Genomic DNA, 25,816 nt, shown 5'->3' with positions numbered 1-25,816 from the left:
TTTCTGCGATCCCTACGCCCCTTGGCAGAAAGGTGGCGTCGAGAATGCCATCGGTCGCATGCGCCGCCGGATTCCGCGCAAGACAGATCTAGCTACGCTCACCTCCCAGGATCTTGCCGATGCCGTGCTGGCTTACAACAGCACACCCCGAAAGTGCCTTGACTGGCATACCCCCGCCGAGCTCTTTGCTCGACAGCTGTTGCACTTCGAGTGTGAATCCACCTCCCCGCTTTTGCGGGGACGACGAGGAGAGGTCGTTGCCCGGATTGCGCCCTACGCATCAATCCGTCCGGTTCAAATCAGCTTCTTCGAACCTATTTCCGTTGTGAATGACCAAGATGAAATGGTTCAAACCCGAGTGGAGGGTGAGATGAAATTTTTCGCCTTGGCTTTTTCGTGCCTGTTATTTTTCTCAATGCCTGCCAATGCAAATGACGCAGACACCTTTAATGCAATGGTCGCATTGGCGAACAAGGGAGATGCAGAGGCGCAATATCATGTGGGCATGATGTACAATAATGGCATCGGCACACAACAGGATCGTAGGCAGGCCTTTGAGTGGTTTCAAAAATCAGCTGCGTCGAGCGACCCGTTGGGAGCCTATAAGCTTGGTTGTTACTATGACGGGCAAGGGGCAGGCATCGTGGAGTCTGACTCGGATCAAGCTTTAAAATATAAGCTTGTTTCTGCCGAAGCCGGCTATGCGCTTGCCCAGCACGATGTCGCTAATCTGTATGACAGGCGAGGAAATTCAGAAGAAGCGCTCAAATGGTGGAAGAGGGCGGGCGATCAGGGATATCCCGGTGCCCTCTTTGGTTTGTCCCGTTTGTATTCTGCCGGAAAAGGAGCGCCAAAGGATCTGTCTTTGTCATATGCATATTTCAAACTCTCGAACGTAGCGCCCAAAAAGAATGTAAATGAAATGGCGGCCATGTTGTCCGAAGCAGAACTCAAGAACGCAGAAAAACTGGTGTCCGAATGGAAGCCGCGGACAACTGCTTTAACACTCAAGGCAAAAAGCGGTATTCGAGCAGCAGAAGAATACGTCAAAACCACCAAGAACTAAGTGTTCTGATTGGCCTTAGATGAGCTTCAGCCCCTTAAGGCTGGCATGGCCGTGTTTGCCGACGATGATGTGATCATGCACCGCGATGCCGAGCGGCGCGGCAACATCGATCACCGCCTTGGTCATCTGCACATCGGCCTGCGACGGTGTCGGGTCGCCGGATGGGGGATGTAACTGGGGCTAGTTCCTCGTTACAGATCGGGATAGACCCGAAGTATCATGCAGCTGCCTTCACGAAACTCCACGATCACATTGTAATACGGATTCCAAATCTAGATCTATCTCGGCCAGATCATGTCACTCAGTAGCAAATGTCGGACTGGCAGATGTCACGATATAGCGTCCTCCAACGGGATCGATCGTGAAGGCCGGCAAACAACTAGATTTCTGCGATCCCAGCGATCGAGCTCCTCCAGAGGATAGAGAATAGCTTTACCGATCTTGAGGAACGATGGACCGTTTCTCATCGAGCGCCAGTTACGGAGGAGCTCCGCTGACCTGTCCGCGATAACGCTCAACAACCTCCCCAACGGTGGAAAATACTGGACCTGCTGGAGGTACGAAGGAGCGGCTGGTGACGAAATTGCGCAATGACCTGTTGCACGTTCCAAGTTGCGTGAGGCTAGGATCGATGGTCATCGAAGAGACTCCGGTAAGTGCAGAAGGTGTTCTGCAATCAAACATTGACTGATCTCGGCTCCGAGAACACCGTCAGCGGATTGCGACCATTCCGATACATCGGTCTAAATTCCTGCTCTTCTGACGCTACAGAACGCGCGTCGGCGTAGAGCCCAAAGCAAGCTCATGCACGAACCGCGGAATGAACGATTCTGGAATGACTGCTCCTGGTGCAGGGCGGACGTTCGGGTCAAGCACGGCTTTAATTTAAGTGCCCGAATCGCAAATGGTCTTGCGCTCTACTATGGTATGGGCTGGTGAGGACGATGGTGATGGTCTACTCGCGGCCGCGGAGGAGCAGGCAATCTGCTCCGCAGCGCAGGACTTGAGTGGCGATCAAGCGTCGAAGGCGTCTTAGGCGACAGCTTCTGTAGGACTCACGTCCATATTCAGCTGAAAGAACATCATCGCTGGCGTGCAAGCTAGTTAGTTCCGCGATTCGTTGATCTGTTCGCAGAACTGATAAAATACTTCGGTATGCTGTAGTGAGGAAGCTCCGTTTTGGATTTGGAATAGCTCACGGCGATTTGTTCGCGAGTAAACGATAGAGACTACCAGGTTACGGTTCTATCCCAAGGCGTGGAATGGAAGTTGCAGCACCTACGCAAGGAGTTCAGTGTTAGGAGGTACAGATGGCAATGTTACACCGGCCTTGGACGGACGATGAGATTGCAAAGCTCCGCAGTCTAGCTGGTAGGCTAACGCCAGAAGAGATCGCGAAAGAAATTGGGCGAACTCGGGCCGCAACAACGATCAAAGCGCACGAATTACATTTATCTCTGAGACGACCAGGCGCAAACCGCCTGGATAAACGTTGGGTCAAGAGCTCAATGCTCGGCTAAGCAAGCTCATCTGTTGGGTTTGAGAGCTGTGTATTGAAACCCTTCGTTTGTTGTCTCGAACTATGGCTGCCTGACCATGTGCCGCTCGTCAGCCGGCTCAAAGCCGTCGTCTGCTTCGAAATCTCTCCGAAGGCCAATGAAACCCCAATACATTAGCGGCTACGCGTAAGAGACGAGCCTATTCTAGAAGGGGGTGGTTCTATCCAAATCGTGAAACGCTCGGTCGTGCACGTCCGACCCGACCAAACCGAACACCCAGAGAGCTTGCCCGTCGTTTGACTGCAGCCGGCGTACGATCGAGGAACTGCGCGATCTCAAAACTAGATCGGCCGGCTATAGCAAGTTCCCTCAGTCTCTGATCTTCCTCAACCGACCAAACATTGTTCGACGGAACCGTCACGTTTGCCCCCTTACTCTTCAAAGATCTCCAAGACGATAGGAAGTCTGGTGGTGAATTCGGATTGATGTTCGTCGGACTTATGCGGAAGGGTCGACGGATATCATGACGATCCCATCGACATTGATAAGGAACACCATAGTCGGCTCCTCAGACTCGGGAGCGCGAAGATGCGCGTGCTCAAAGGCAGCGATCTCGCGTGGCGAGGCAAGGCGGTATGCGAGGCGGGAATGGGGGGCGCAAATCGGCTCGCCATTGGCGGTCAACGACTCAAGATCTGTTCTAAGCAGATCATCGGCACACATTGCACCAGCGATATCCGCATCGGGTGCGTCAAATACAAGCGTCGGCCTGCCGTCAATCTCAAGAACAAATACTTGAGCCGCTGTCATTAGAAGACGTGCCTCGTAACAAAAACGGAAACTAAAATCCAACAATAGAAAAATAGAATGAACCGCGTAATTGTCTCCGAGCCGTGCCGCGGATTGATGAGCCGGCCGTGGTCGGTCAATCCAGGAATAATCCGTGAAGGGAAAATCAGAACTCAACGCTCCTGTACAGCTCCTTCACTCGCTCTCGTTGGTATGTTGATTTGATCCAGCCAGCGGCACAATTGCCCAAATGTTGCCGATGATTCTCGCAGTCGAGATGTCTCCCAATAATATCGGCCACATACTGCGGATCCATCGATGCCAGGTGAACAGCCGTCCTCCCGTCGCAAGAGTAATCGCGTATCCCGCCCACGGCATTTGCGATAACGGGCAAGCCTACCATCATAGCTTCGGCGACGACGATACAGAATCCTTCCTCGTCACTCATATGGATAAAGAGATCGTGCTCAGCCGCATCGGCGTACCATTTATGCTTGAAACCGGCGAACTCGACCTGTTGGCCAATGCCAAGCTCGTTCGCCAATTGTTGAAATGCGGATTTCATGGGGCCTTCGCCATAGATGGTCAGAACGACGATACGACCACGATCGGCGAGAATCCGAATTGTCTTGAGCAGGAGATCGACGCGTTTTCGACTGACCAGGCGACCAGCGGTTACGATCCGCGCGGGGCCAGAGAGTTCATAACAGCTCTTCAACGGTGCTTCATCACTGGCAAGGAACAGCGGCACGACTTTCTCCTCACGCGGCCGCGGTTTGAAATAAACGCGCGTTGCATTCAATGTCGTCGTGCAATCTGCCCAAACGCTATCGACGCGATCGGAAGTCAGTCTCAGAAGCTTGCTATATAACGCGACGGCCCGTCCGCGCTCCAGTTCGGCAATATGCTCGAAGGCAATGCACTTGACCTTGGGAAATGCATATAGAACGAACCTGCCGATAATGTTCGCCTGTTTAAGTGACAAAATAACTGAGTCTGGACGGAAGGTGACGATGGTCCGGAACAGCAGATACATTCCGATGACGCAGCCGCGGATCGTCAGCTTTGGCGAAGCGCTGGCTTCGATGATGCGGTCTTCGCCCGCCAAAGCTCCGACTTCACGCCTGAGCTCGGCGGAACCTCTGTGCAAAATGATGACCCGGAAGTCGTAACCCTCGAAAAGGCCGTTCTCCAGCAGGCTGCGCAGCCCGATCTCGGCACCACCTCGCGTGAGGCCATTAATGAAGTAGATAACGCGGCGTTGCCCGGTCATGATCGGCTCGCGCGTGACAGCGTCAACTTTACGGCTCTCATGGCCGATTCGCCGCCTAGATAGTGTAATGCGAGAGTCAGCCAGGCTCGCAGATTCAACGGATGGAAATAGATCGCCGACGTCAGAAGATTCACGGCGCTGTCGCTACGGCCGTCCAGCGCCTCCAGATTGCCGAGCTTTCGTGCTCGTTCGGATAGCCGCCTAGCTGCGTAACGAAGCAGACGTGGATCCTGAGCAGCGATATGAAGCGCCACGTAGGCGTGATGCTTCATCAACTGGTTGCGTTTGGAGGTCACGGCCGATTCGTGAAGTCGCTTGTCAATCAGAGGGATCTTTACCGCTGCAACGCGACCTAGCCTTGTTGCACGGAAGAAAAATTCAGTGTCCTCGAACACTTCCAGCGTCGCGTCGAAGCCGCCAAGCTTGTCCCATAATGATCGCCGCATCAGCACCGTGGACGGGACGATGGGGGGGTCGTCCATGAAATACGCCAGGCTTTGATCGGACTGAAGGGTAAGATCAACGAGCGGGGCCACTTCCGGCGGCTTGCGATTGTCCGACCAGAATAATGAGAATGCAGTATAGACGAGCGCGGTCTCCGGGATGGCCTCGAAAACGGCAAGCTGCCGTTCGAGCTTGTCCGCTCGCCAGAGATCGTCCGCATCCAGGAAGGCGATATAGTCGCTGTCGGTGACGGCGACGCCGCGATTGCGGTTGAGCGACACACCGCGTGTGCCCGGAATCTTGCCTGTGGCGACCGGCAAGATCGATATACGGGGATCGCGCGCGGGGAGCTCCTGCAGGATCGCCTGGGTCTCCGCATCCGACCCGTCGTCGCAGATAACGATGTGGTCGATCAGGTCAGCGCGACTTTGCCCGAGCACGCTGGCAATGGCTGCATGCAGAAATGGCCCCTCGTCAAAGCAGGTAACGATAACGGAAACACTCATGCGATTACTCACTACTACGTTCCAACCGGCTTCTCTGCGTCAGGTGCGGTCTATGCATATCGCCACCAGCTCAAGTGGCCCGGTTCTCCATGATATACCGATGCTGTTTTCCGGGTTCGATCGCGTGCTGCGCGCGAGCGACCGCGACACGTTGCTCCACGTAAATCCGCGCGCGCATGACAATACTGGGTAGCAAGTCCGGCATCAGAGTAATCAAAACGATGATCACGAACATCTCGGTGCCGGACCCTTCATACCACATGTAGGTCAGCACTGGGATGAACATGATGAACAGGATTCGGATGTAGGCATAGTCGCCGAAGCGACGCCGCATCCAGATGGCATCGCGAATACTCAGGATCATCGAACGGCCAAGCGCAGCAAGTACGATGCCAGTACCGAGAATTCCGTTCTCAGCCAGCATGCGCAGAAATTCATTATGCACGGCTGCCCGCAAATACGGCGGATAGTTTGCGAAATATGTCCGTGCGAAATTGCCGGTTGCATCAGTACCTGCGCCCAGGAACGGGTTCTGGGAGAACATCGCCCACGCGACTTCGGTGCCAAGCCTGCGAGCGGTATCGCTAATGGAGGAAGGTAAGCCGCCTTCTATCGCGTACCAGATCTCATTCCGGTCCTGCTCGAAAAATATACTGCCGACACGCCGCGATATCTGTCCGTCGGTCAGAATGTCTGCAAAGACCATGGCCAGAGCGCCCGCCGCGGCAGCCAGAACGAGAGCGCCCAGGTTCCGAATATTGAGAAATACCGCGAGTGTGACGGCCAGAAATGGTACCAGCGCCTTTCGCTCGGCCGACATCAGGATCAAGACAAAAAGCAGACCCCAGATCGAGAGCCAGAAGCGGTTGGTCGGCAGCGCCCCGATCACAAGGCCGATCGCGATGCACATCGGGAGAAACAGAAAGGCCGATTTTGGATCGCCTAGTTGCTTCCAAACAATGATATGGCCATGTGAGACATGCCAGATGACGTTGAATGCAATTGTCGCGGCCAGAAGCCCGAGAAGTAGCTGGTAATGCCAACGTCGAAGGCCGGACGTATCGATATTGCAGATGAGAATTCCGAGAGAGATAAGAATTGCGATCTGCAAAAATCGCTTGCTGATGTAAGCTAGCTCACCGGTCCAAAGTGCCGGAAGCGTCGAAACCAGATAAAACATGACGAGAAGGAGCAGGCCTGCACTTGCTCTGATGTGACGCGGATGTGTCGTGCATAGATACAGTGCAATAAGACCCAGGGTGACAATGTCGATGGGCTTCAGCGTGCCAGCCGGAGTTCGTAACTCCAGGCCCATGAAAAGTGCGCCGAGCGAACAGACGATGCCGGCCGTGACGATGCTTCGCGGTGTAATCTCAAATCGGATTCTGAGGGAACTATTGTACAATGGCCCGCGCTCGCATGATGGCAGTTTGGTAGATCGTCTCTAGAGCCACGCCCATACTGGCAGTCGACCACTTTTCCAGATCGATGGATTTTGCATTTGAACTCATGCTGGCAAGAAGAAACGGGTCGTCGAGTAGGCTGCGGACGGAGGTCAGCATTGAATCAAAATCTCCCTGCTTGCAGACCACGCCGTTATACTCCGACTTCACAATCACCTCGATGCCCGGCAGGTCGAAAGTAACGGCAGGTTTTCCGCTGGCACAGTATTGAACGACGGCCCGCGGCAGGCCCTCTCTGCCAGAGCAATAGATGCACAGATCTGCCGTCTCCAGAAACGCGGGCGCGTCGGAGACATAACCGCACACATCAATAGTCTCCTGTAGCCCGAGATTAGACACATGCTCCTTCAATGAGTCTTCGAGCGCGCCTGTACCAGCCAGCACGAATGTCGTGTCGCCAAACTGTGCCCTTCGCTCGCTGATGCCGTCGATCAGCTCGCGATGAGCCTTCCGCTGTTCGTAATTAGCGAGATAGACAACTCGTCGGCGCGGACGGCTCGTCGGAGTGTCGATGCGCACGTGCTCCAGCTGTCGGCATCGGAAGGCATCAATGTCCATGCCGCTGGGCACGATATAGTGCAAATCGGGGGTGCCGACGCCATGCGCGAGCGCTAGTTCCATCATGCCGGGGCTCACATCGACGAAAGCGTGGGTGCATGATGCGGTGACCCGCTCCAGAGCAACATAGACCTGACGCTGCAGCCAGCCGACGTTGATGAAAGCGAGGATATGAATTCCGTGAACGACGGCGAGACTCGGGATGTTCATTGCTGCCATGCGCCCGATGACGCCGGCCTTGCTGGTGTGCGTATGTACGACGTCCGGCCGGAGCCACCACAGCAGGCGCCGGATCGTACGCATGGCGCGCAGATCCCGCATCGGGCTGATGCTTCTGGTCAGGGACTTGACCTGAATGGCTTTCACCGCCGGATGCAACCGAGCAATCATCTTCGGATCGAAGTCGTGACCATAGATGATTGTGACGGGATGCCCCAGTTGAGCAAAATGGTTGCAGCTGAGGACTGTATTTTCATCAGCTCCTCCTGCAACGAGGCGAGTGATGATGTGAAGAATATGATGCGGATTCGTATTGTACATGTCGATTTCTCCGGAAGAGAAAACGTAAAATGGCAAACGGGTCGAGGAACGCTAAACGGCGTCCCCGTAGATCAGTAGACATCGCGAATTTTCATAACCGAGTAGATAGTTCGAAAGATAATCTTGATATCGAGAGTCAGACTCCAATTTTCGATGTACCAGAGATCCTGCTCTACGCGCTTGGCCATAAGGTCTGTGGTGGCCGTCTCGCCGCGATAGCCGGTGACTTGCGCCCATCCCGTAATGCCTGGCGGCATCCGGTAGCGAAGCGCATAGTTATCGAGCAAATTGCCGTAGGTCTTGTCATGCGCAACGGCATGCGGACGAGGTCCCACGATTGACATTTCGCCGCGAAGAACATTGATCAGCTGAGGCAGCTCGTCGATGCTCGTCGATCTGAGCCAGCTACCAATTCGGGTAATGCGTGCATCGCCGCGCGATGCCTGCCGGATAACGTTGCCGTCATCTGCAGTGGTCATCGAGCGGAACTTGAGGATCCGGAATACACGGCCATTAAAGCCAGTGCGCCTTTGTGCGAAGAACACGGGTCCCGGGCTATCCAGGCGGATTAGTACCGCGATCATCAGCATCATCGGCCACAGAGCGAGTAGACCAGCCCCGGCGAAAGCAATATCAATCAGGCGCTTTATGGTCTGTTCGAACGTGGAGCACGGTCGGCGCTGCAGCTCGACAGCAACGCCGGCTCCGATATCGACCAATGGCCGTTGCAGAAGGAAATATAGCTCGCTATGCGGGATGAATTTCACGGAAACCGGGATGCGACGCAGTTGATGCATCAGGTTTGTAAGCTGCGTCGAATTCATGGCGCCAGCACAAATGACGATCTCGTTGAGTTTTCCGTCGCGGTTAAGATCGAGGAGGTCGTCGCGGGCGATCGCGCTGTCCCGGCCCAAGGTGCCCGCAAGATCATTGGCGGGATAAGATCGAACAATCTCATACCCATGCTGTGACAGAGAGTGAATGATGTCATTGGTTGTCGACAGTGGCGCGTGCGGGTCGGAATCCTGGATTAGGGCGATCCGCTTGCGCTTGAGGCCGCCGTAGCGAAGCGCATTCGTTAGAAGACGTCCTGCGGCATATCTTACGATCCCGAGCGCTACGGCACCGGTGACGAAGTAAAGAACGAGAGCGCCTCGCGAGAATTGATCACCGATCTTCAGCAAGAACGCCGCCAAAGAGCCGAAGAGAAAGACGCCTACCCAGTTTGTCAGTATCTTGGTCAGTGTGGTTCCGTTTCGCAGCAGTGATGACGGGCGATATATCCCTCGTGCATGTGCTGAGGCGAGATACAAAGCACCGAGTACGAAGCTCGCGCCGAGCGGAGCGCGTAATTCGCTGAAAACTGGGAGCTGGGCGTGCGAATAGAAGTATGCGTATGTCAGTACGGAGATACAGCCGGTCAGGACAATGGCGCAGGCGTCGCTTATTGCCAGCGCGTAGCCCCACGCTTCATACGATAACGGAATTCGATGGCTGGGCTTGAACAGAAGCTGTGGCCCGTTGAACTCTGATACCGATGCCATAGTTGCTACCGACGCGTTGCATTGAAAAAGATAGAAAGTCGAACCGGCATGGAAGCCCCGCATGGGGACCGTCGCTTTGTATCGTTCTGCAGTCGAGGTCGTTGAGCGTAATTCTTGATAGTCAGAAATTGTTAGTTCAGAAGAAAATATCCTGGCCCTATTCAGGGTTGCGAAGGCGCTTAACGTCAAGATTAAAAGTTTAGCGGTGTTTGCTTTCAAAATCGTAGGTTCGCCGTCGTGACATGACCTGTAGCGAAGAACTTGTGGATGCTCTGCGAGATTTCGCGCCAGTGGCCGCCGAAGATGTGGACGTTACGATTGCTCTGCAGGCAGCGCCCAGAGTTCCGTCATTAATCATCGCGGCGGCAGGATATGAAGTATTGCGCAGTCTTTCGTGCGGCGGTTTGCTTGCTCTCGCGTCGATATTAGTTGGCATAGCGTATGCTTGTTTTTGAGCGACTGCTTTGAGTCGGAGTACTCGATTATGTGGTTGCGGCATAAGCAGGACGATCGCCAGTCCCTTGTTGTTATGCTCACGTGTCAGTTCGTGGAGATCATGGGCGGCGCGGAAAAGCAGTGCTTGAGCCTGTCTCGGGCGCTGGAAGGTCGTGGAGAGAATGTCATCGTCTTGTCGAGCCGCGTACCTGGTGTCGCTCTCGATGATGCTGCTATCGGTATCCGAGTGATCCGATTCTGGTGTCCGTCGCCGCCGCAGCTCGCCGGTCGCCATTTGTTGTCGTCATTGCTTTGGGCGGTTCAGGCGCTGTTCTGGCTATCCTGGCATCGCCAGCACATCAAAGTCGTTCACGCGCACCAGCTCCGGATCAATGCCTATGTTGCCGCGGTCGCAAGCAAGTTCCTGAAGCTGCCATCGGTCCTGAAGTTGGGCGTTGGCGGAGAAGAGAACGATCTCGTGGTGATCGGACGGAGGAAGTATCTGTTCGGGAAGGCCGGTGTCGATTTTGTGGTTAGGCATGCGAGTCGGTTCATTGCGATCAGCAAGCAGATCGAAGACGATCTGAAGGCGCATGGCGTATCTCCATTTGCAATCGCGTCGATCCCGAACGGTGTCGATCTCACTCGTTTCGCAGCGCGTATTGAGGAGACACAGGAAGCGCGGGCCGCAAGTGTCAAAGACGCGGCGGTGTTCAGCTTCGTGGGGCGGTTGTCTACCGAGAAGAATGTGTTGTCGATGATTGCGGGCCTCCAGTCCGTACCGGCGCCGAAGGGGACATCGGTGATGCTGGCCGGTGAGGGACCTTTACGGGGAGCAATCGAAGCCAGATTGAAAAGTGCGCGAAATCCGCTAGATGTACGGCTGCTCGGTGCCATTACGGACGTTAGCGGACTTCTTCACCGCTCGCATTTTCTGCTGCTGCTCTCAAGCTCTGAAGGCCTCTCTAACGCGCTGCTGGAGGCGCTCGCGGCTGGTGTGGTGCCAATCATTACGGATATGAGCGGCGCGCGCGACGTGATTCCGTTCGAGAATTATCCGCTGTTTTCGGTGAGCGGTAGCGAAGTCGATATCGCGGTCGCCGTTCGCAGGGCCTATGCACTCGATCCCGCGGTCTGGTTGGAGTGGTCGCGGCGGCTGTCCCAGCACGCGGAGAGAACGTTCGATCTTGAGTCAGTCGCGATGCGCTACGTTGAACTCTATCGTGCCCTGTCCGAGCCAGGCGCTTCTGTCGGACTAAGGACCACTCGCGAGACATCTCAGGTCAATCAAGCCTAGTGATCTTTCAACCCTCAGAAAAGAGGATGTGACCGTGTTGGCTAACCTCACCGAGATCGCCCATTTGCTCAGGCGTCCTGAATGTCTGGAGACGCCGTTATTCTTGAAGGAAGCTATTGGCACCAACGGCGGCGAAGCGGTCCAAACGGAAGACGCCGTCCGCCGCATTCATGGGCAACCGATACTAATTGATTTCAACACCAGCGTGGCGCGACCGGAGGACTTCAGCGAGGGATTTCGCCCGCTTCTGGATAGGAAGCGACACTCTTTTTTCAGACGGTTCGCGAAAAGTCTCTATGTGTCTACGGCGACAAGCGCACGGAACTACAAGCGGGTAGCGGCGGAGATCAAGGCGCGTGTCGCCAAGCCGGTTGTGCTGGTGATTGGTGGCGGAACCAGGGGAGAGGGGGCGGACGCGCTTTATAGTGATGCCGAATTACGCGTCGTCTCGTTCGACATCTATCCGAGCGATAATACGCTCTTCGTCGCCGACGCTCACTCGATCCCATTGATGTCGGGCTGTGTCGATCTGGTTTGCATTCAGGCCGTGCTGGAGCATGTCGTGGACCCTGTCCGAGTGGTCTCCGAGATCGTTCGCGTACTGAAGCCCGGCGGGTTCGTCTATGCGGAAACACCATTCCTGCAGCATGTTCACGAGGGTGCCTATGATTTCTGGCGTTTTAGCGAAAGCGGGCATCGGCTGCTCTTCCGCGAGTTCGAGGCAATCGATCGTGGCACTCTCGGTGGGCCTGGTCTTTCGCTCTACTGGGCCGTTCGTCAGTTCTGGAGGGCGGTCACGCGATCAAAGACGCTAGGCAATTTGTTGGCAGCTCCGGGACTGGCCTTCGTCATGCTGGATCGATTTATCCCCGAGCAGCGGCGGATTGACGGTGCAAATGGCTCATTCTTTTTCGGCGTTAAATTTTCGGGGAATGTCCGGCCGCGACTGCATCCAGCGGATATCTATCTGGGCTAGCGAGGTGGCGTCGTGAACCGTAACACAGTTGATACTGGAGGGACGTTTCTCTGATGGACGCGCGTGGGGAATCCTCCGGCGGCAGCCTCACACGAAGGCTCGGTACCGGCGTTGGCTGGCTGATGATCGGGCGCCTCGGGTTGGCACTCTCCGGGCTTGCGTCGTCAGTGGCACTGGCACGACTGATGTCACCGCGTGAATTCGGCATGATGGCTGCGATCACGGTCGTTCTGTTTCTCGGCAATGCACTGACCGAGGGCGGCTTTGTCTCTCCCATCATTCAAAGGACAAAGGTCGATGCTGATCTCAGAAATGCAGTTTTCAGTCTGTCTGCAATATTTGGCCTCGTGCTCGGAGCTTTGGCAGCCGCTGCGTCGCCGTGGGTGGCCGGATTTTTCAGGATTGAAGGACTCGAATGGCCGCTGTTAGCTGCGGTCGTCATCATTCCAATCAAAGCGATGGCGGCGCCTGCCATCGGGTTGCTGATGCGCGATCATCGCTATCGGGAGGTCACGGTTGCCGCGCTGTTATCGAGCATATTCGCCTACTCCATCGTAGCCATCTTGCTTGCCGCTCTGGGATTCGGGATTTGGGCTTTGGTGATCCCGAGCATTCTCGCCGCGTTGACCGAGCTGGTCCTGGTTGGTCGTGCAGCCGGTCCGCCTCGAAAATTCGTATGGCGGATCACAGATCGGAATTTCATCAGCGACTGGCGCGCCTCCGTCTCCAGTGGGCTTTTGAACTGGGGTGCGCTTTCGAGTCCGAATGTCATCGTCGGGCGACTGTTCGGCGCGGATGGACTGGGGCTTTACTCACGTGCCGGCAGTCTATTCTCCATGGCAACGCAACTATTCTCCACGACGGTTGAGCGGGTCATGTTCTCGGGTTTGTCGGGAGTTCAGGACGATGGCGAGCGTGTAACGTTGCTCTTTCGGCGCATGCTGTCCGTGTTGCTGCCTATCTACGTCACTATAGGCGTCGGGCTCGCCATCCATGCCGAGCCGATCATTCGTATCCTGTTCGGTTCTCAATGGTTGCCCACGATCCCCGTGACCAGTGTGTTGTTCCTGGCATTTTCAGGCCGCGCCAGCTACAAAATCTCGGAGTCACTAGCGCTCAGCAAAGGACGTTTCAACGGCGTTGCCTTTCGTCAATTGCTCTATCTTGTCCTTGTGAGCGTTGGCTTGCTGGTAGGATCTCCGCACGGCCTGGTCGGAGTCGCGAGCGGCTTCACTGCTGCAATCTGGATATTCTACGTGGTGAGTGTTCTCCAGGCTCGGCGTCTTGTTAATCTCAGCTGGGCAAGCATCGCCTTCGTGCACGTGCGCGCCGTTGGGATCGCTGGCGTTGGCGCATTCGCCGACATCGCGGTGATCTGGTCCTTCTCACGGTTTGGCTGGCTTCTGTCGCATGGTGCGGGGGCAGTGGCGCTAATCATCGTTCTTGCGGTGACGATGTCGCTGTTGCCGGATCGGATCATCGGCGAGGATCTGGTTTGGGCCCGGCGCAGAATATTCTCACTGATCAAGATCCGGACGGGCAGGCCGGTGGTTGGCCTGCCCGTTGTGTCGGTCGACTGAGGCTGACTGACAGCCCAGGCGCCTACATGTTGCCATCTAGCTGACGGCGCGAAGCAAAGACTTGGGTCGCGAAGGCTTGTGACCGACGCTGTTGTAAATGAAGCCGTGGCGTTCGATCTCGGCCGCTCGGTAGACATTCCGGAGGTCGACCAGAATAGGCAGATGCATCAGCTCGCGAAGCCGTGGGAAGTCCAGTGCACGATAAGCATCCCACTCCGTCACTAAAACCAGGGCGGACGCATTGTCAGCGCAAGTGTAGGCATCCGGATAGAACGTCACTCCGCTAATAACCCCCTGGGCCTGCGCCATTCCCACTGGATCTGTAACATTGACCGTCGCGCCGGCGTCGAGCAACGCCTGAACGATCGCGATGGATGGAGCATCGCGCATGTCGTCGGTATTGGGTTTGAAGGTCAGCCCCAGCAATCCGATCGTCTTGCCTTTAACGGAGCCGCCACAGGCGGCAATGACCTTACGAGCCATGGCGCGCTTTCGCTGGTCGTTTACGGCAGCGGCCGTTTCCACGATACGTAACGCTCCACCATAGTCTTGCGCCGTCTTGACAAGGGCCGCCGTATCTTTCGGAAAGCATGACCCACCATAGCCTGGGCCGGCGTGCAGGAATTTCTGACCGATCCGGTTGTCCAGCCCCATACCGCGCGCGACATCCTGGACATTGGCATCGGCTAGCTCGCAAAGGTCTGCGATCTCGTTGATGAACGTGATCTTGACGGCCAGGAAGGCGTTAGATGCGTATTTGATAAGCTCGGAAGTTCGCCGCTCCGTGAAGAAGATTGGCGACTGGTTGAGGAACAGTGGGCGATAGACTTCGCTCATTACATCCCGTGCACGCTCTTCCTCGGTGCCGATGACAATACGATCCGGCCGCTTGAAGTCGCCGATCGCAGCGCCTTCACGCAAGAATTCCGGATTTGAAACAACCGAGAACTGCAGATCAGGTCGCGCCGACCTGATGATGCTCTCGACTTCATCACCGGTTCCAACCGGTACCGTCGACTTGAGAACGATGATTGCATAGCCATCGACGGTTCCCGCTATATCGCGCGCTGCCTGGTAGACATAACTCAGATCCGCATGGCCGTCGCCCCGTCGTGATGGCGTGCCGACGGCGATGAAGATGGCGGATGCGCCTTTGACAGCAGCCTTGAGATTTGTGGTGAATCGCAATCGATCGGCGGAAATATTCCGGGTGACGAGGTCGTCCAGTCCGGGTTCAAAGATCGGAATGGTACCAATCTTGAGGTTCTCGACCTTGGTGGAGTCCGTATCCACGCAAGTCACAGAGTGACCAAAGTCTGCAAAACAGGCTGCCGAAACCAGTCCGACATAGCCAGCACCTACTACCGTAATATCCATCGTTCAAACCTCTTTTACTCGAGAAAACGAAAGTCCGGCAATTGCACATATTTGAAGCGACGCGCGAACGGCACCTCATAGCCTGATATGCAGAATCCCTGCCAATTCGCGGGACCGGTGGACGGTATGACTCAGCTTGAGGAGTTCACGTGCAACGCGAAAGCCGATGAAGCCGGCTGTGCCCGTGACAAGAAAACGCATTGTTGGCTTCCTTTCGGGATATGCGGGGATGGCCAACGTCAACCTCCCGATAGCATTGTCCTTACGATTCCATCGGCCGCCCGGAGCGCCAGCTGTATGATTGTGAAAGTCGGATTGGCGCTGCCAGAAGTTGGGAATGCCGATGCGCTGGCGATCCAGATGTTCGGGACCGCATGGCATCGCAGATCCGGATTGACGACAGAATCTGCCGGTATAGTGCCCATGCGTGTCGTGCCGGACGGGTGAGAAGTGTCAATAGAGTCGGAGAGGGACAGGGTTCCCTCGATCACGTTCGGATTCCAGATTACCGGACAAAGCCGCTCGATCCCCGCACGAACCCAGAAATCGCGGAGGCACTGAATCGTCCGCAGGAAGGTGCGGAGATCGGTCTCGCCTGGCGCCCATTGCAGCTTGGGTAGCGGAACGTCGAAGCTGTCGCGCTGCTGCGAGAGTGCAATTTGGTTGTCGTAGACGGGGACTTGCTCGATCCTGACATCGAGGCGTAGTTCGGCCGCCGATGGTAGAAATTTTTTCTGCGTCAGCGCGCGCCAGAGACGAAGGCTCCTCAGCAAATCGACGTTCGTCGAAAGATAAAGAAACTTTCGTAGCGAATGCTGTATCTCGTGCCGCTGGAAATCGCGAACGAGGGCTCTCAGCATGTCCAGTGGCGTTCCGTCGGATATATGAAGGCGCACTTCGGCATAGGCGCTGGCGACGGCATTGATATCCTGCGCCTGGTCACTGAGCTGGAAGTAGAGCTTTCGGCGAGTACTCCCCCAGTAGTCGTAACCGAACAGGCGGGTTACGCGACTATCGTCTCCAGGCTGCAGGCGCCCGACTTCGAGCCGGATATGATCCTGGAAATAATGGCCTAGTGCACGGCAGTTTTCGAATGCGCGATATTGTGTCTGCAAATTTAGCAATAGCAGCAGGCGCGTCGTTTCTATCGTGCCAGCTGAGATCAGGAACTGATCGGCCCTGACCTGAAGCTTGCGGCCTCTGAGCGAACGTGCCTCGACCGAGGTCAGTCGACCCGTCGCTTCGTCGACTTGCAGGCGGCAAGCGGTTGCTCCGAGATAGAGCTGGAGACCGGAACTGCGTGCGATCTCCCGCCTCAGCCGCTGGCCGATATTTCGGCGCCGGAAGTTTGGCCATTTTGGCAGGCGGATCTGGATATCCGGATCGCGCCGCGGAATGACAGTATCGGGGTCCAAGCTGTCAAGAACGTCGCCCTCGAAAGCGCTGTTGTCCAGACCGAATAAGCGCTCGATCTCAGTCGTATAGATATCGAGTTCGTGGATCGGAAACGGCCAGCCATCCAGCGACAGATGCGGCCGTGGACCCGTGTCGTGCGGTGTCAGTGGAAGAAGGCGGCCACCCCACCGGCGCGATGTGCCGCCAAGGCCGCGCATCCGTCCCGTCATGGCGCCGGCATATGACGTCGTCGATGTGTCCGCGCGGTTCAACTCGTTGATGTCAGACTCGACCGTCTGATAACCGCTTTCAAGAAGGATTACGGAATAGCCCAGCCTGGCCATGCGCAGCGATGCAACCAAACCGGCAAAGCCGGCTCCGATGACACATATCTGTGCAAACTTCGTCTCGTCGATCTCTGCGTCGCGGAGGTCTCGAATAGACATTCGCTCGTCCACGCTCAGTCGCATCGCGCAAGCGCGATACAATGGATTTAAAAGGATGCGAAAATAGCCCCAAGAATGTAGTGCAAGAAGAATGCCGCAAAGCTCTCGCGGGAGTCATGTGGCGTTATCGGCAGAAACTCTGTCTCAGCTAATATTGTTTTCGATCGAAGTCCTAAAATTACCCCACGTCGAGACGACGAAGTCACAGCGCTGACATCTGACTTCCTGATCCTCTCTGAGGACCTTCGGGATCCGAATGGATGGGCTTCCGCATGCTGCGCAGTGAAACTCGCGCCAGCCTGACGAGCGAGACTCGTCTTCCCAGCTACGGTCCGGCATACGCACCTCTCAAGCTCGAGATGAACTACTCATGCAATAGTGAGGCCAGCTCTGGCATGTCGATTGCTTGACGCAGGATGTAGTGCGTCATGGGCTTCATGCCCGGGGCCGGCGACCGATTTCGACGGAGCAAAGGACCTATGACCTATTCCGCAACTCATCCGACGCCGGAAGTCATTGATGAGCAGAAGCCGCATGCTGGAAGGTTAGAATCGGCGTCGACTGATGCGTTCAAAGGTATCTGCATCTTCCTTATCATCTTCGGACATAACAAAAGCCTGGAATATGCGAGCCCGGAGTTCCGGGCTTTTCTGTACTTGTTTCACGTCGCGATGTTCTTGTACTTGCCGTTCCTGAGGCCGTGGCAGACGTGGGGGCGAGCAAAACCACTCGACCTGATCATCCGCTACGGCTGGCCATGTGTGGTGTTCACACTCGTCTACTCACTTATCTTTGTAAAATTCTCCGGTCGCTCATTGACCGAAGTACCCATGCTGGTCGCTGAAGCCGTGCTTGCCATGAGCGCGCGCGGCTTCGATCACGCGACAGGCCTTCAGCTGCTCTGGTTTTTGCCAGCGCTGATCGGTGTCCGTTTCGCGATGATGCTCGTGGCACCGCTCGCAGGCGCGCAATTATGGCCTGTTCTGGCCGTCGCGGCTTTCGCCCACAGTCTGGTAGGTCTGTTGCCGGAGAGTCTGAAATACGTCACGCCATTCGGGTGGCCGATTGCGGCGTTGCTGCTGTTTCCGGGAATGGTAGTTGCGCTCCTCGATCTTGGGCGACGCCGAATACCAGTGTGGATGCTCATCGGCCTTGGCGCGATTGCATTGACGCTCATGCTCGCGACGGGGCTGATCAATCGTGGTCATCCGCTCAATGTCGGAATGATTTTTGTGCCGTCAATCGCAACGCCGTTGAAATTGATTGCGCTCGACCTCATCCAGATATGGGCCTTTGTCACTCTCATGGCCGTCAGCCGATTATTGCCGGTGCAGAGGTTGTTCGGCGGGCTTGGCAGGATGTCCTTCGAGCTCTTTGTGCTTCACCAACCGATCTATATCGGGATCCGTGCGATCTCGCCGGTGCTAGTCACCAGTTGGGGACCTTGGCTGATAGGCGCTGTGACACTCGCTTTGACGATTGCAATCGCCGTGGGTGTTGCTGTTGCCATTCGCAGTGTGCCGCCAGTGCACAGGCTCCTGTTTCCAGCCGGTGTTGGATCCTTCGGCCGCTTGTGGAGTCCACACCTGCAGCAGTGAGAAACCTGGCCTGGCGGGGCACGGCGAATGGGCAAGTTGAAGGTGAACAGGGCAGATTGAGGCAATCATGCAGGCCGAGACGAGTTCTTCGAATGACGCAAGCGCCGTCAAAGAGATGGCTCACGCCGCAGCTCATTATATCAAGCCGGGAGGCTCATTCGTCCTGCTTGGCATCGCCTTTGTCCTGACGCTTGCAATGCTGGCCCATAACGGCATTTTCGGCGTTGTCGAGACGTTCTCGGACGAGCATGACCATTTCAAGCGGTCAATGATGTTCGCCAGCATTGTCCGCGGAAATGCAAATCTCGAGACGATCGGCACGTTCTATGCGGGGGGAATCTGGCCGCCGCTCTATCCGATGCTGATGGGCAGTCTCCTGGCACTAACGAATTGCGGTGTGGGGTTTCTTAGGGGAACCAATGTACTGCTTGCCTATGGTGGCTTTGCGTTTCTGATCGGCGCGATAGAGCAGCCATGGGGCCGCTATATCGGTATCGTCGTTGTTGCTCTGTTCGTTATCGGAACACATTATTATTTTCAAATTCGTCCTGAAAGCCTGGTTCTCCTGTTGCTCGGTGCCGCGATATTTCTGATCGTGAAGTATCGCCTGTTCTCCGTTGGTACGCAGGGGCAACCTAGCCGATATATGCTTTGCGGGGCGTTGTTCGCGATGGCTTGTCTGACACACGCTTTCGTTGCGGTGCTGGCCATTTATCTTGTGATACTCGCTCTGCTCAGGATCCGGTATCGGTTTCATTTTGTGGTGGCATTTGCCCTGATCGCCGGGCCCTACGTTGCTGCGCAGGCGATGATACATAACGGCGTGGTGCTATTCGCGACCACGGCCGAGGAAAATCTTGCACGGAACAATAATGCGTTCCTTCGGAATCATGAGCGACCGCAGGCGGATGAACTGCTCTTCGCGGAAATGGAGCGGCGGTATAAAGCGGGTGACAAGGTGACATACCCGCGCCCCATGTTGTTGCCCCAGGGAAGATACGAGCAGTGGCTCCATGACGAAAACAAGCGCCGCATATTCAAGGAAATGGCCATGGAGGAGGTCCGCGCCGATCCGGCGGGCGTAGCGATCCGGGCGATGCAGCGCGCCACAGGCCTGATTGGCGAAGAGGGCTGTGTCCCGGGCCAGCGTTATGGCTGTAATGTCGGCCCAAAACTCGACCTGATGGCATTCTACGGCCTCGAGCTAATGGCACTCATCGGTTTGATCTATGTGGCACGAAGTGAACGAATTCGAGTTTCATCATTCTCATTTGCAATCGCATGCGTCGCGTTGCTCGCTCCCATGATTGTCACCCAGGCGGTGGAGCGCCAGTTCGTTATTGTGCTGGTATTGGCATCGTTCGGTGGATTGGCTCGCCTCAAATCGCCGCGAACATAGGCACCACGCGCGACGCGGGCGCGGTCCGCAGTGCGAATGGTGCGCTATAGGACATCGCGCGCTTCCGAAGAAAAAGCTGCGGAAGGCTAATTTTACAGGAAAAGTAAGTCTCGGTTCCATCCGAACAAACTCGGAAGTGTAGTTTCTGGAGATGTCGCAAATGAAGGCGTTTCCTGCATATAATATGTACTTGCCGAAAATTGTACGCGTTCGATAGCCTACCCGAAGTGGAATTTTCCTTTAGGAGGATCCATTGCGTTTCGCAGCTTTAGACGGCTGGCGTGGTATAGCAGCCATCGGGGTTGCAGTTTTCCATCTCAGTGTTCTCGGTCATTTTTTTGATATTCCCTTTGTCCGAAAAGCGGATGTATTCGTCGATTTCTTCTTTGTCCTGAGCGGTTTTGTTCTTACTCACGCTTATGGCAACCGTCTTTCGAACAAGGACGAGTTTTTTCGTTTCGCTATTCGTCGCTTCGGCCGGCTGTGGCCGCTGCACATTGTCACTACGCTTGTTCTGCTCGCAAGCGAGGTCCTGAAGTATGCGACGATGAAGTTTGCAGGCCTCGGCGCGGGTGCGCCTGCATTTGCCGGACGAACGAGCGTGGAGGCGCTCATCTATAATGTATTCTTGCTGCATGGCCTTGGCTTCTTCCCGGACTTCACCTGGAACCTGCCGAGTTGGAGCATCAGCACTGAATTCTACGTCTATGCAGCATTCGCGAGTGTTTGCGTGGTGTTCGGACGACCGTCCGTGGTGATTGCGGGGGTGGCCGCTGCGCTGGCTGCCGTCGTCTTCTACATGTTGATCGGTCAACGTACCGGGCCGCCGCCGCTCTATACCGCTGTTCCGCGATGCATGTGCGAATTCTTCGTCGGCGTTTTCGTCTACCGGCTCTTTCGAATGACGCCGCCATCGGGGATGCGCGTAGCGTCGTGGTTCGAGGTCCCAATCGTTATCGCGATGGTCGTGCTGGTTTCGATTTCATCCCGCAGCCAGCTAGCCTTCGTGAGTCCGTTTCTCTTTGGAGCGATGGTCTTTGTCTTCGCGGGCGGGGGCGGGATCGTATCGAACGGGCTCATGTGGCGGCCGCTTCAGAGCATGGGAGAGATTTCGTACTCGATTTATTTGGTTCATTTTGTTGTTCTGACCATTTTCAATGCGCTGACACGGGCGCTGGAGCAAAAACTGCATATGCCGCTGCGCGCGCAGTTCGTTCATGACGGAGCGCCGTTCGATGTTCTCACGGTGGGCGGCCCCTGGTTTCTGGATCTCGTAGCGGTTGGCTATCTCGTCATCGTGATCTTCGTGTCGCGTCATACGTACAATCTAATTGAAGTCCCGGCTCGGGATTTTTTCAACAATGTGGCCGCAAACATGTTTCCGGTCGCACCTGCGGGGAGTGCGAAAAAGCCGATTCCGTGCGGCCTACGGGATGCGCTCTGAAGTCCGAGGCGGTGACAGGCGAGTCTTCGATGGGCTGGCGCAACGCGAGACGAGATGCAGACGAGTTGATGTGAGACGACCTGAAATACTGTGAGGCGATCTGGAGTAAGGCGTATGGGCTTAGCAGAAGCGTCGTTATCCGGTATGTCGGTTCCACTTATTGTCGATGTCGACGGAACGCTCCTGAAGACAGATTTGCTCGTCGAGACATTTCTTGCTTTGCTCTCACGCAAGCCATGGAGAGCACTGCTGGCACTGGCGGAGTTGCGGAAAGGCAAGGCTGCCTTCAAGGCGCGGCTGGCGAGCGAAGCCGAGATTGATGTCTCGCTGATGCCCGTGCGGGAAGAGGTCATCACCTTCCTTCACGGTGAAAAGGCTCGAGGGCGGAAGATCTATCTCGCGTCAGCGGCAGATGCGCAGCTTGTATCCGCATTGTCCGATCACCTCGGCCTGTTCGACGGTGTGCTTGGATCGGACGGCACGATCAACCTGTCTGGTGCTGCCAAAGCGGATGCCTTGTGCGAGCGATTTGGCAGGGCTCAGTTCGACTATGTTGGCGACAGCCGGGCGGACCTCAAGGTCTGGAGCACCTGCAACGTTGCGATCGTCGCGGGTGGTCGGGGCGCGTGGCACTCCGGGATTTCAGGCGGCCAGCCCGGCGTGGTGGAGATTGTCGGGTCCCAGCCGGGCCTTCGCGATTACATCGCGGCGCTGCGCCCGCATCAATGGCTGAAGAACGCGCTCGTGTTTGTTCCCGCTATCGCCGGGCACGTCCTGATGACGACCTGGTTCGGGTCGATCCTCGCCTTCATCAGTTTTTGCCTGTGCGCGTCCGCAGTCTATATTCTCAATGATCTACTCGATCTACGAGCCGACCGACAGCACCCGCGCAAGCGCCATCGTCCGTTCGCATCAGGGCGCGTTCCCATCATCCATGGAGCGGTGATGGCGCCTAGCCTGTTGCTCGCGGCGTTTTCCCTCACATTGTTCCTGCCGAAGGTCTTTGCGATCGTCTTGGCCGGCTACCTGGTTTTGACAACGCTTTATTCCTTTTGGCTTAAGCGCAAAGTTCTGGTGGACGTCATCGCACTCGCTTGCCTGTATGCAGCGAGGGTGATCGGCGGATCGGTAGCGACGGGTGTACTAATTTCTCAGTGGCTGGAAGCGTTTTCCATCTTCCTGTTCCTCAGCCTCGCGCTGGTGAAGCGTTCCGGAGAACTTGTTGATCGAGTAAACAGCGGACGTGGTGATCCGAGCGGACGAGGGTATCGGCTCGACGATTTGCCGGTGATCGAGTCCATGGCCGCTGCCAGCGGCTATTTGTCGGCGCTGGTGATGGCGCTCTACCTGAATAGCGAGGCTGTCGTAAATCTCTATAACAAGCCGCATCGCCTACTGCTGATCTGTGTGGTGTTGCTGTTCTGGACGAGTCGGATGTTGCTCAAGGCTCATCGCGGACAGATGGACGATGATCCCATCGTGTTCGCTGCGCGGGACCGGGTCAGTCTGGGCGTCGGAGCGGTATGCCTCGGTGTCGTGTATATCAGCCTATGAAGTCATCAACTCATAGCCTGATCGCGACTTATGTCGTCTTTTGCGTGATAGCAATGGCGACCAACCTCGGAACGCAGAACGCGTTAAGCTGGCTGTTGGTAAAGCAGGGATTCGCAGACCAGTTTCGACTGCTTGTCGTGCTCACCGGCGGTACACTGGCAGGACTTCTGATTAAGTACGTGCTGGACAAGCGCTATATCTTCGACGACCGCAGCCGCGACCTTAACTCTCATGCGCGCAAATTCTCGATGTATACGGCGATGGGACTGGTGACGACGGCCATCTTCTGGATATTCGAATCCGTGGCGTTCTTCATCGTGCCGACGACAACGGGATTGATGGTCGGCGGCGTGATCGGGCTCACTATCGGCTACGTCATCAAGTACCACCTCGATCGGCGATTTGTCTTTGAGGCGGCGGTATGATGCTTTCAGGATGGGGACGATATCCTGTGCTGCCATGCACAGCCCGGAAGGCGCGCGGCGAAGCTGATGTTATAAAGTTGATGGCTTCAACAACAAGCCTGATCGCCCGCGGAGCGGGCCGCGCTTATGGCGACGCAGCACTGAATTCGCAGATGACGCTGCTGATGGAGGGCAGCGACCGCATTCTTTTTTTCGACAACCAAACGGGTCGTCTGACATGCGAGGCGGGAGTGCTTCTCGCCGACATCCTGAACGTCTTCGTACCGCAGGGCTGGTTTCCGCCCGTTACGCCGGGCACGCAATACGTGACCGTGGGAGGCATGATCGCCTCGGACGTCCATGGAAAGAATCATCATGGTGCGGGAAGTTTTGGCGAATATGTTGAGTCCCTTGAACTCGCGGTCAGCGATGGACGAACGTTGCGCTGTGCGGGTGATGAGAATGTCGACCTGTTCAATGCCACGATCGGCGGCATGGGACTGACCGGCGTCATCCTGCGCGCGACCTTCCGCATGCTGCGCATCGAGACGGACCTGATCGTTCAGGAAACGATCCGTGCAAACAACCTGAGAGAAGCTTTTGACGTGCTGGAGAACTCGCTTTCTGCAACGTATTCGGTCGCATGGATCGATAGCTTGGCAAAAGGAGACAGGTTTGGCCGCTCGGTTGTGTTCACGGGAGAGCATCTGGCGGCAGCGGAATTGCCGAAGGATCGGGCATCTGTGCCATTTTCCGCCAAGCTTCCGAACGGGCGAAAAGTGCCATTCGACCTTCCCGGAATGACTCTGAACAGATTTAGCGTATCGGCCTTCAATGCACTCTATGTCGGATCGCGCAAATTCGGGCGCTCGTTGATCAATTTCCAGCCTTACTTCTACCCTCTCGATAGTATCGCGGAATGGAACCGGATCTACGGGCGCGCGGGCTTCGTTCAGTATCAGGTGGCATTTCCGCGCGAGAGCAGTTTCGAAGGGATAAGCACGATCCTTCGGACTGCCTCTGACTACGGACTGGGGTCATTTCTCTCCGTATTGAAGCTCTGTGGGAGACAGCGGAATAGTCCACTCTCGTTTCCACGGGAGGGCTACACGCTGACTCTCGATTATCCCATTAGAGCAAGAACTTTCAGCATGCTCCTCGAACTTGATCGCATCGTCGATGATCACGAGGGGCGGATCTATCTGGCGAAGGATGCCAGGATGGGAGCCCGCATGCTGGAGCGTGGATATCCGCGGATCGCTGAATTTGCCGCTGTACGGCAACGGTTCGATCCGGATCGCAAAATGCGTTCCTTACTCTCTGACCGACTGGGCATCTAATGATGATCGCTTCGCCTGTTTTGATCGTGGGTGCCGCGTCCGATATCGGACGCGCGATTGCGGCGGAGTATGCCAAGGCTGGCGCTTCGCTCATTCTCGCCGCGCGAAATGTCAGCAGGCTGGAGCCCGACGTGAAGGATCTGTTCTATCGATATAAGGCGGACGCGCAGCTAATGGAGCTTGATATTCTTGACGAGGGGCAGCGCGAAGCACTGCTTGGAAAACTAACGGAGGTTCCCGGTACCGTCATTTCCGTTGCCGGCGTTCTCGGCGACGAAGTGGCCGCATGGAGCAGTGCCGCTGCTGCTAACCACATCATGCAAGTAAATTATGTTGCTCCGTCCCTATTGCTCGGGGCCTTGGCCAATCTCATGGCGGAGCGGCCAGGCGCGTGCATCATTGGAATTAGCTCGGTCGCGGGAGACCGGGGACGCAAGAAGAATTATACATATGGTTCCGCAAAGGCAGGTTTCACTGCGTTTTTGTCCGGTCTGCGTAATCGCTTCGGATCGAGCGCACTTCACGTGCTTACGGTCAAACCTGGATTTGTCGCCACCCGAATGACCGAGGGAATGGCACTTCCACCGCTTCTGACGGCGAGTCCGCAGCAGGTTGCCAGTTCCATCATCAGTGCACACCGCAAGAAGAAGGACGTACTCTACGTGCTGGGTGTCTGGCGAGGGATCATGTTCATTATCCGGGCGATCCCGGAACGTATGTTTAAATCCATGGATATCTAAGAAGGATCGAGGGTGGAGATGTCTGAGTGAGGTCGTGGCCGATATCTGGCACCGTCCTTGCTTAGTATTTGGTTCGGCTCAGAAGATTTCGAGTCCAACTACCTTTCTATGCTTTCTACGACGCGCAGTATTGTGAAGTAGTGTCAGAG

General features: G+C 55.9%; 19 protein-coding genes and 2 pseudogenes. 13 read left to right on the top strand and 8 right to left on the bottom strand.

Annotated elements, in window-relative coordinates; genetic code table 11:
* A pseudogene (locus tag AC1DUY_RS25485) lies at positions 1-199 on the top strand (transposase); the annotation flags it as partial.
* Positions 200-343: 144 nt separating this feature from the next.
* On the top strand, positions 344-1,066 hold the full coding sequence (locus AC1DUY_RS25480) for a tetratricopeptide repeat protein (RefSeq protein WP_478117955.1): 723 nt from the start codon (positions 344-346) through the stop codon (positions 1,064-1,066).
* Between the two features lie 15 nt (positions 1,067-1,081).
* Here AC1DUY_RS25480 and AC1DUY_RS25475 read toward each other — a convergent pair.
* A pseudogene (locus tag AC1DUY_RS25475) lies at positions 1,082-1,231 on the bottom strand (JAB domain-containing protein); the annotation flags it as partial.
* A 1,922-nt stretch (positions 1,232-3,153) separates the two neighbouring features.
* On the opposite strand from AC1DUY_RS25475, the gene AC1DUY_RS25470 reads away from it, so the two are divergent.
* On the top strand, positions 3,154-3,378 hold the full coding sequence (locus AC1DUY_RS25470) for a hypothetical protein (protein ID WP_441231375.1): 225 nt from the start codon (positions 3,154-3,156) through the stop codon (positions 3,376-3,378).
* Between the two features lie 142 nt (positions 3,379-3,520).
* On the opposite strand, the gene AC1DUY_RS25465 is transcribed toward AC1DUY_RS25470, so the two are convergent.
* The 5 genes from AC1DUY_RS25465 to AC1DUY_RS25445 all read right to left on the bottom strand — a co-directional run bounded on the left by AC1DUY_RS25465 (position 3,521) and on the right by AC1DUY_RS25445 (position 9,682).
* The gene (locus tag AC1DUY_RS25465) at positions 3,521-4,627 is read right to left on the bottom strand and encodes a glycosyltransferase (protein WP_441231376.1); all 1,107 of its coding nucleotides are present in this window, start codon (positions 4,625-4,627) and stop codon (positions 3,521-3,523) included.
* Positions 4,624-5,577: a glycosyltransferase family 2 protein gene (locus AC1DUY_RS25460; RefSeq protein WP_441231377.1), complete on the bottom strand. Its 954-nt coding sequence runs from the start codon at positions 5,575-5,577 to the stop codon at positions 4,624-4,626. Before AC1DUY_RS25460 ends, AC1DUY_RS25465 begins: the two co-directional genes overlap by 4 nt.
* A 70-nt stretch (positions 5,578-5,647) precedes the next feature.
* Positions 5,648-6,982: an O-antigen ligase family protein gene (locus tag AC1DUY_RS25455; protein WP_478117942.1), complete on the bottom strand. Its 1,335-nt coding sequence runs from the start codon at positions 6,980-6,982 to the stop codon at positions 5,648-5,650.
* Entirely contained in the window at positions 6,972-8,138 is a 1,167-nt protein-coding gene (locus AC1DUY_RS25450; RefSeq protein ID WP_478117940.1) for a glycosyltransferase, read from the bottom strand. The genes AC1DUY_RS25455 and AC1DUY_RS25450 overlap by 11 nt, the downstream gene beginning before the upstream one ends.
* Before the next feature lie 71 nt (positions 8,139-8,209).
* Positions 8,210-9,682, bottom strand: coding sequence for an undecaprenyl-phosphate glucose phosphotransferase (locus tag AC1DUY_RS25445; protein ID WP_478117938.1), 1,473 nt, complete (start codon positions 9,680-9,682; stop codon positions 8,210-8,212).
* 484 nt (positions 9,683-10,166) lie between these two features.
* Here AC1DUY_RS25445 and AC1DUY_RS25440 point away from each other — a divergent pair, with 484 nt between their 5' ends.
* From AC1DUY_RS25440 to AC1DUY_RS25430, 3 genes are read left to right on the top strand one after another with little or no spacing between them, the layout of a single operon-like run.
* Positions 10,167-11,414, top strand: coding sequence for a glycosyltransferase family 4 protein (locus AC1DUY_RS25440; protein WP_441231381.1), 1,248 nt, complete (start codon positions 10,167-10,169; stop codon positions 11,412-11,414).
* A gap of 37 nt (positions 11,415-11,451) precedes the next feature.
* A complete protein-coding gene (locus AC1DUY_RS25435) occupies positions 11,452-12,390 on the top strand; it encodes a class I SAM-dependent methyltransferase (protein WP_478117936.1) in 939 nt (312 codons plus the stop codon).
* 53 nt (positions 12,391-12,443) lie between these two features.
* Positions 12,444-13,970 (top strand): oligosaccharide flippase family protein, encoded by a 1,527-nt coding sequence (locus AC1DUY_RS25430; protein WP_441231383.1) that lies wholly within the window; start codon positions 12,444-12,446, stop codon positions 13,968-13,970.
* Between the two features lie 36 nt (positions 13,971-14,006).
* Here the strand turns inward: AC1DUY_RS25430 and AC1DUY_RS25425 are convergent, their stop codons facing one another.
* On the bottom strand, positions 14,007-15,347 hold the full coding sequence (locus tag AC1DUY_RS25425) for a UDP-glucose dehydrogenase family protein (RefSeq protein ID WP_478117933.1): 1,341 nt from the start codon (positions 15,345-15,347) through the stop codon (positions 14,007-14,009).
* 239 nt (positions 15,348-15,586) lie between these two features.
* Positions 15,587-17,188 (bottom strand): GMC oxidoreductase, encoded by a 1,602-nt coding sequence (locus tag AC1DUY_RS25420; RefSeq protein ID WP_478117932.1) that lies wholly within the window; start codon positions 17,186-17,188, stop codon positions 15,587-15,589.
* Positions 17,189-17,667: 479 nt separating this feature from the next.
* Here AC1DUY_RS25420 and AC1DUY_RS25415 point away from each other — a divergent pair, with 479 nt between their 5' ends.
* The 7 genes from AC1DUY_RS25415 (at position 17,668) to AC1DUY_RS25385 (ending at position 25,667) form a co-directional block, all read left to right on the top strand.
* The gene (locus AC1DUY_RS25415) at positions 17,668-18,786 is read left to right on the top strand and encodes an acyltransferase family protein (protein ID WP_478117930.1); all 1,119 of its coding nucleotides are present in this window, start codon (positions 17,668-17,670) and stop codon (positions 18,784-18,786) included.
* A 67-nt stretch (positions 18,787-18,853) separates the two neighbouring features.
* Positions 18,854-20,185 carry a hypothetical protein gene (locus AC1DUY_RS25410; RefSeq protein ID WP_478117928.1) on the top strand — a complete coding sequence of 444 codons (1,332 nt, stop codon included), beginning with the start codon at positions 18,854-18,856 and terminating at the stop codon, positions 20,183-20,185.
* A gap of 253 nt (positions 20,186-20,438) precedes the next feature.
* The gene (locus AC1DUY_RS25405; protein WP_478117926.1) at positions 20,439-21,629 is read left to right on the top strand and encodes an acyltransferase family protein; all 1,191 of its coding nucleotides are present in this window, start codon (positions 20,439-20,441) and stop codon (positions 21,627-21,629) included.
* A 114-nt stretch (positions 21,630-21,743) separates the two neighbouring features.
* Positions 21,744-23,183, top strand: coding sequence for a UbiA family prenyltransferase (locus tag AC1DUY_RS25400; RefSeq protein ID WP_478117924.1), 1,440 nt, complete (start codon positions 21,744-21,746; stop codon positions 23,181-23,183).
* Entirely contained in the window at positions 23,153-23,608 is a 456-nt protein-coding gene (locus AC1DUY_RS25395; protein WP_478117922.1) for a GtrA family protein, read from the top strand. The genes AC1DUY_RS25400 and AC1DUY_RS25395 overlap by 31 nt, the downstream gene beginning before the upstream one ends.
* 80 nt (positions 23,609-23,688) lie before the next feature.
* Entirely contained in the window at positions 23,689-24,927 is a 1,239-nt protein-coding gene (locus tag AC1DUY_RS25390; protein ID WP_478117920.1) for an FAD-binding protein, read from the top strand.
* On the top strand, positions 24,927-25,667 hold the full coding sequence (locus tag AC1DUY_RS25385) for an SDR family oxidoreductase (protein ID WP_478117918.1): 741 nt from the start codon (positions 24,927-24,929) through the stop codon (positions 25,665-25,667). Before AC1DUY_RS25390 ends, AC1DUY_RS25385 begins: the two co-directional genes overlap by 1 nt.
* Positions 25,668-25,816: the final 149 nt, after the last annotated feature.

It is taken from the genome of Tardiphaga sp. P4_G1, from assembly GCF_056401215.1.
Note: the sequence above shows the minus strand (reverse complement) of the source record. Positions and strands in the feature narration are given on the sequence as shown.

Excerpts from the sequence above, each read along its gene's own strand:
- AC1DUY_RS25480 (WP_478117955.1), top strand. The coding sequence starts at position 344 with ATGGTTCAAACCCGAGTGGAGGGTGAGATGAAATTTTTCGCCTTGGCT.
- AC1DUY_RS25470 (WP_441231375.1), top strand. The coding sequence starts at position 3,154 with ATGCGCGTGCTCAAAGGCAGCGATCTCGCGTGGCGAGGCAAGGCGGTA.
- AC1DUY_RS25465 (WP_441231376.1), bottom strand. The coding sequence starts at position 4,627 with ATGACCGGGCAACGCCGCGTTATCTACTTCATTAATGGCCTCACGCGA.
- AC1DUY_RS25460 (WP_441231377.1), bottom strand. The coding sequence starts at position 5,577 with ATGAGTGTTTCCGTTATCGTTACCTGCTTTGACGAGGGGCCATTTCTG.
- AC1DUY_RS25450 (WP_478117940.1), bottom strand. The coding sequence starts at position 8,138 with ATGTACAATACGAATCCGCATCATATTCTTCACATCATCACTCGCCTC.
- AC1DUY_RS25445 (WP_478117938.1), bottom strand. The coding sequence starts at position 9,682 with ATGGCATCGGTATCAGAGTTCAACGGGCCACAGCTTCTGTTCAAGCCC.
- AC1DUY_RS25440 (WP_441231381.1), top strand. The coding sequence starts at position 10,167 with ATGTGGTTGCGGCATAAGCAGGACGATCGCCAGTCCCTTGTTGTTATG.
- AC1DUY_RS25430 (WP_441231383.1), top strand. The coding sequence starts at position 12,444 with ATGGACGCGCGTGGGGAATCCTCCGGCGGCAGCCTCACACGAAGGCTC.
- AC1DUY_RS25425 (WP_478117933.1), bottom strand. The coding sequence starts at position 15,347 with ATGGATATTACGGTAGTAGGTGCTGGCTATGTCGGACTGGTTTCGGCA.
- AC1DUY_RS25420 (WP_478117932.1), bottom strand. The coding sequence starts at position 17,188 with ATGTCTATTCGAGACCTCCGCGACGCAGAGATCGACGAGACGAAGTTT.
- AC1DUY_RS25415 (WP_478117930.1), top strand. The coding sequence starts at position 17,668 with ATGACCTATTCCGCAACTCATCCGACGCCGGAAGTCATTGATGAGCAG.
- AC1DUY_RS25410 (WP_478117928.1), top strand. The coding sequence starts at position 18,854 with ATGCAGGCCGAGACGAGTTCTTCGAATGACGCAAGCGCCGTCAAAGAG.
- AC1DUY_RS25400 (WP_478117924.1), top strand. The coding sequence starts at position 21,744 with ATGGGCTTAGCAGAAGCGTCGTTATCCGGTATGTCGGTTCCACTTATT.
- AC1DUY_RS25395 (WP_478117922.1), top strand. The coding sequence starts at position 23,153 with ATGCCTCGGTGTCGTGTATATCAGCCTATGAAGTCATCAACTCATAGC.
- AC1DUY_RS25390 (WP_478117920.1), top strand. The coding sequence starts at position 23,689 with ATGGCTTCAACAACAAGCCTGATCGCCCGCGGAGCGGGCCGCGCTTAT.
- AC1DUY_RS25385 (WP_478117918.1), top strand. The coding sequence starts at position 24,927 with ATGATGATCGCTTCGCCTGTTTTGATCGTGGGTGCCGCGTCCGATATC.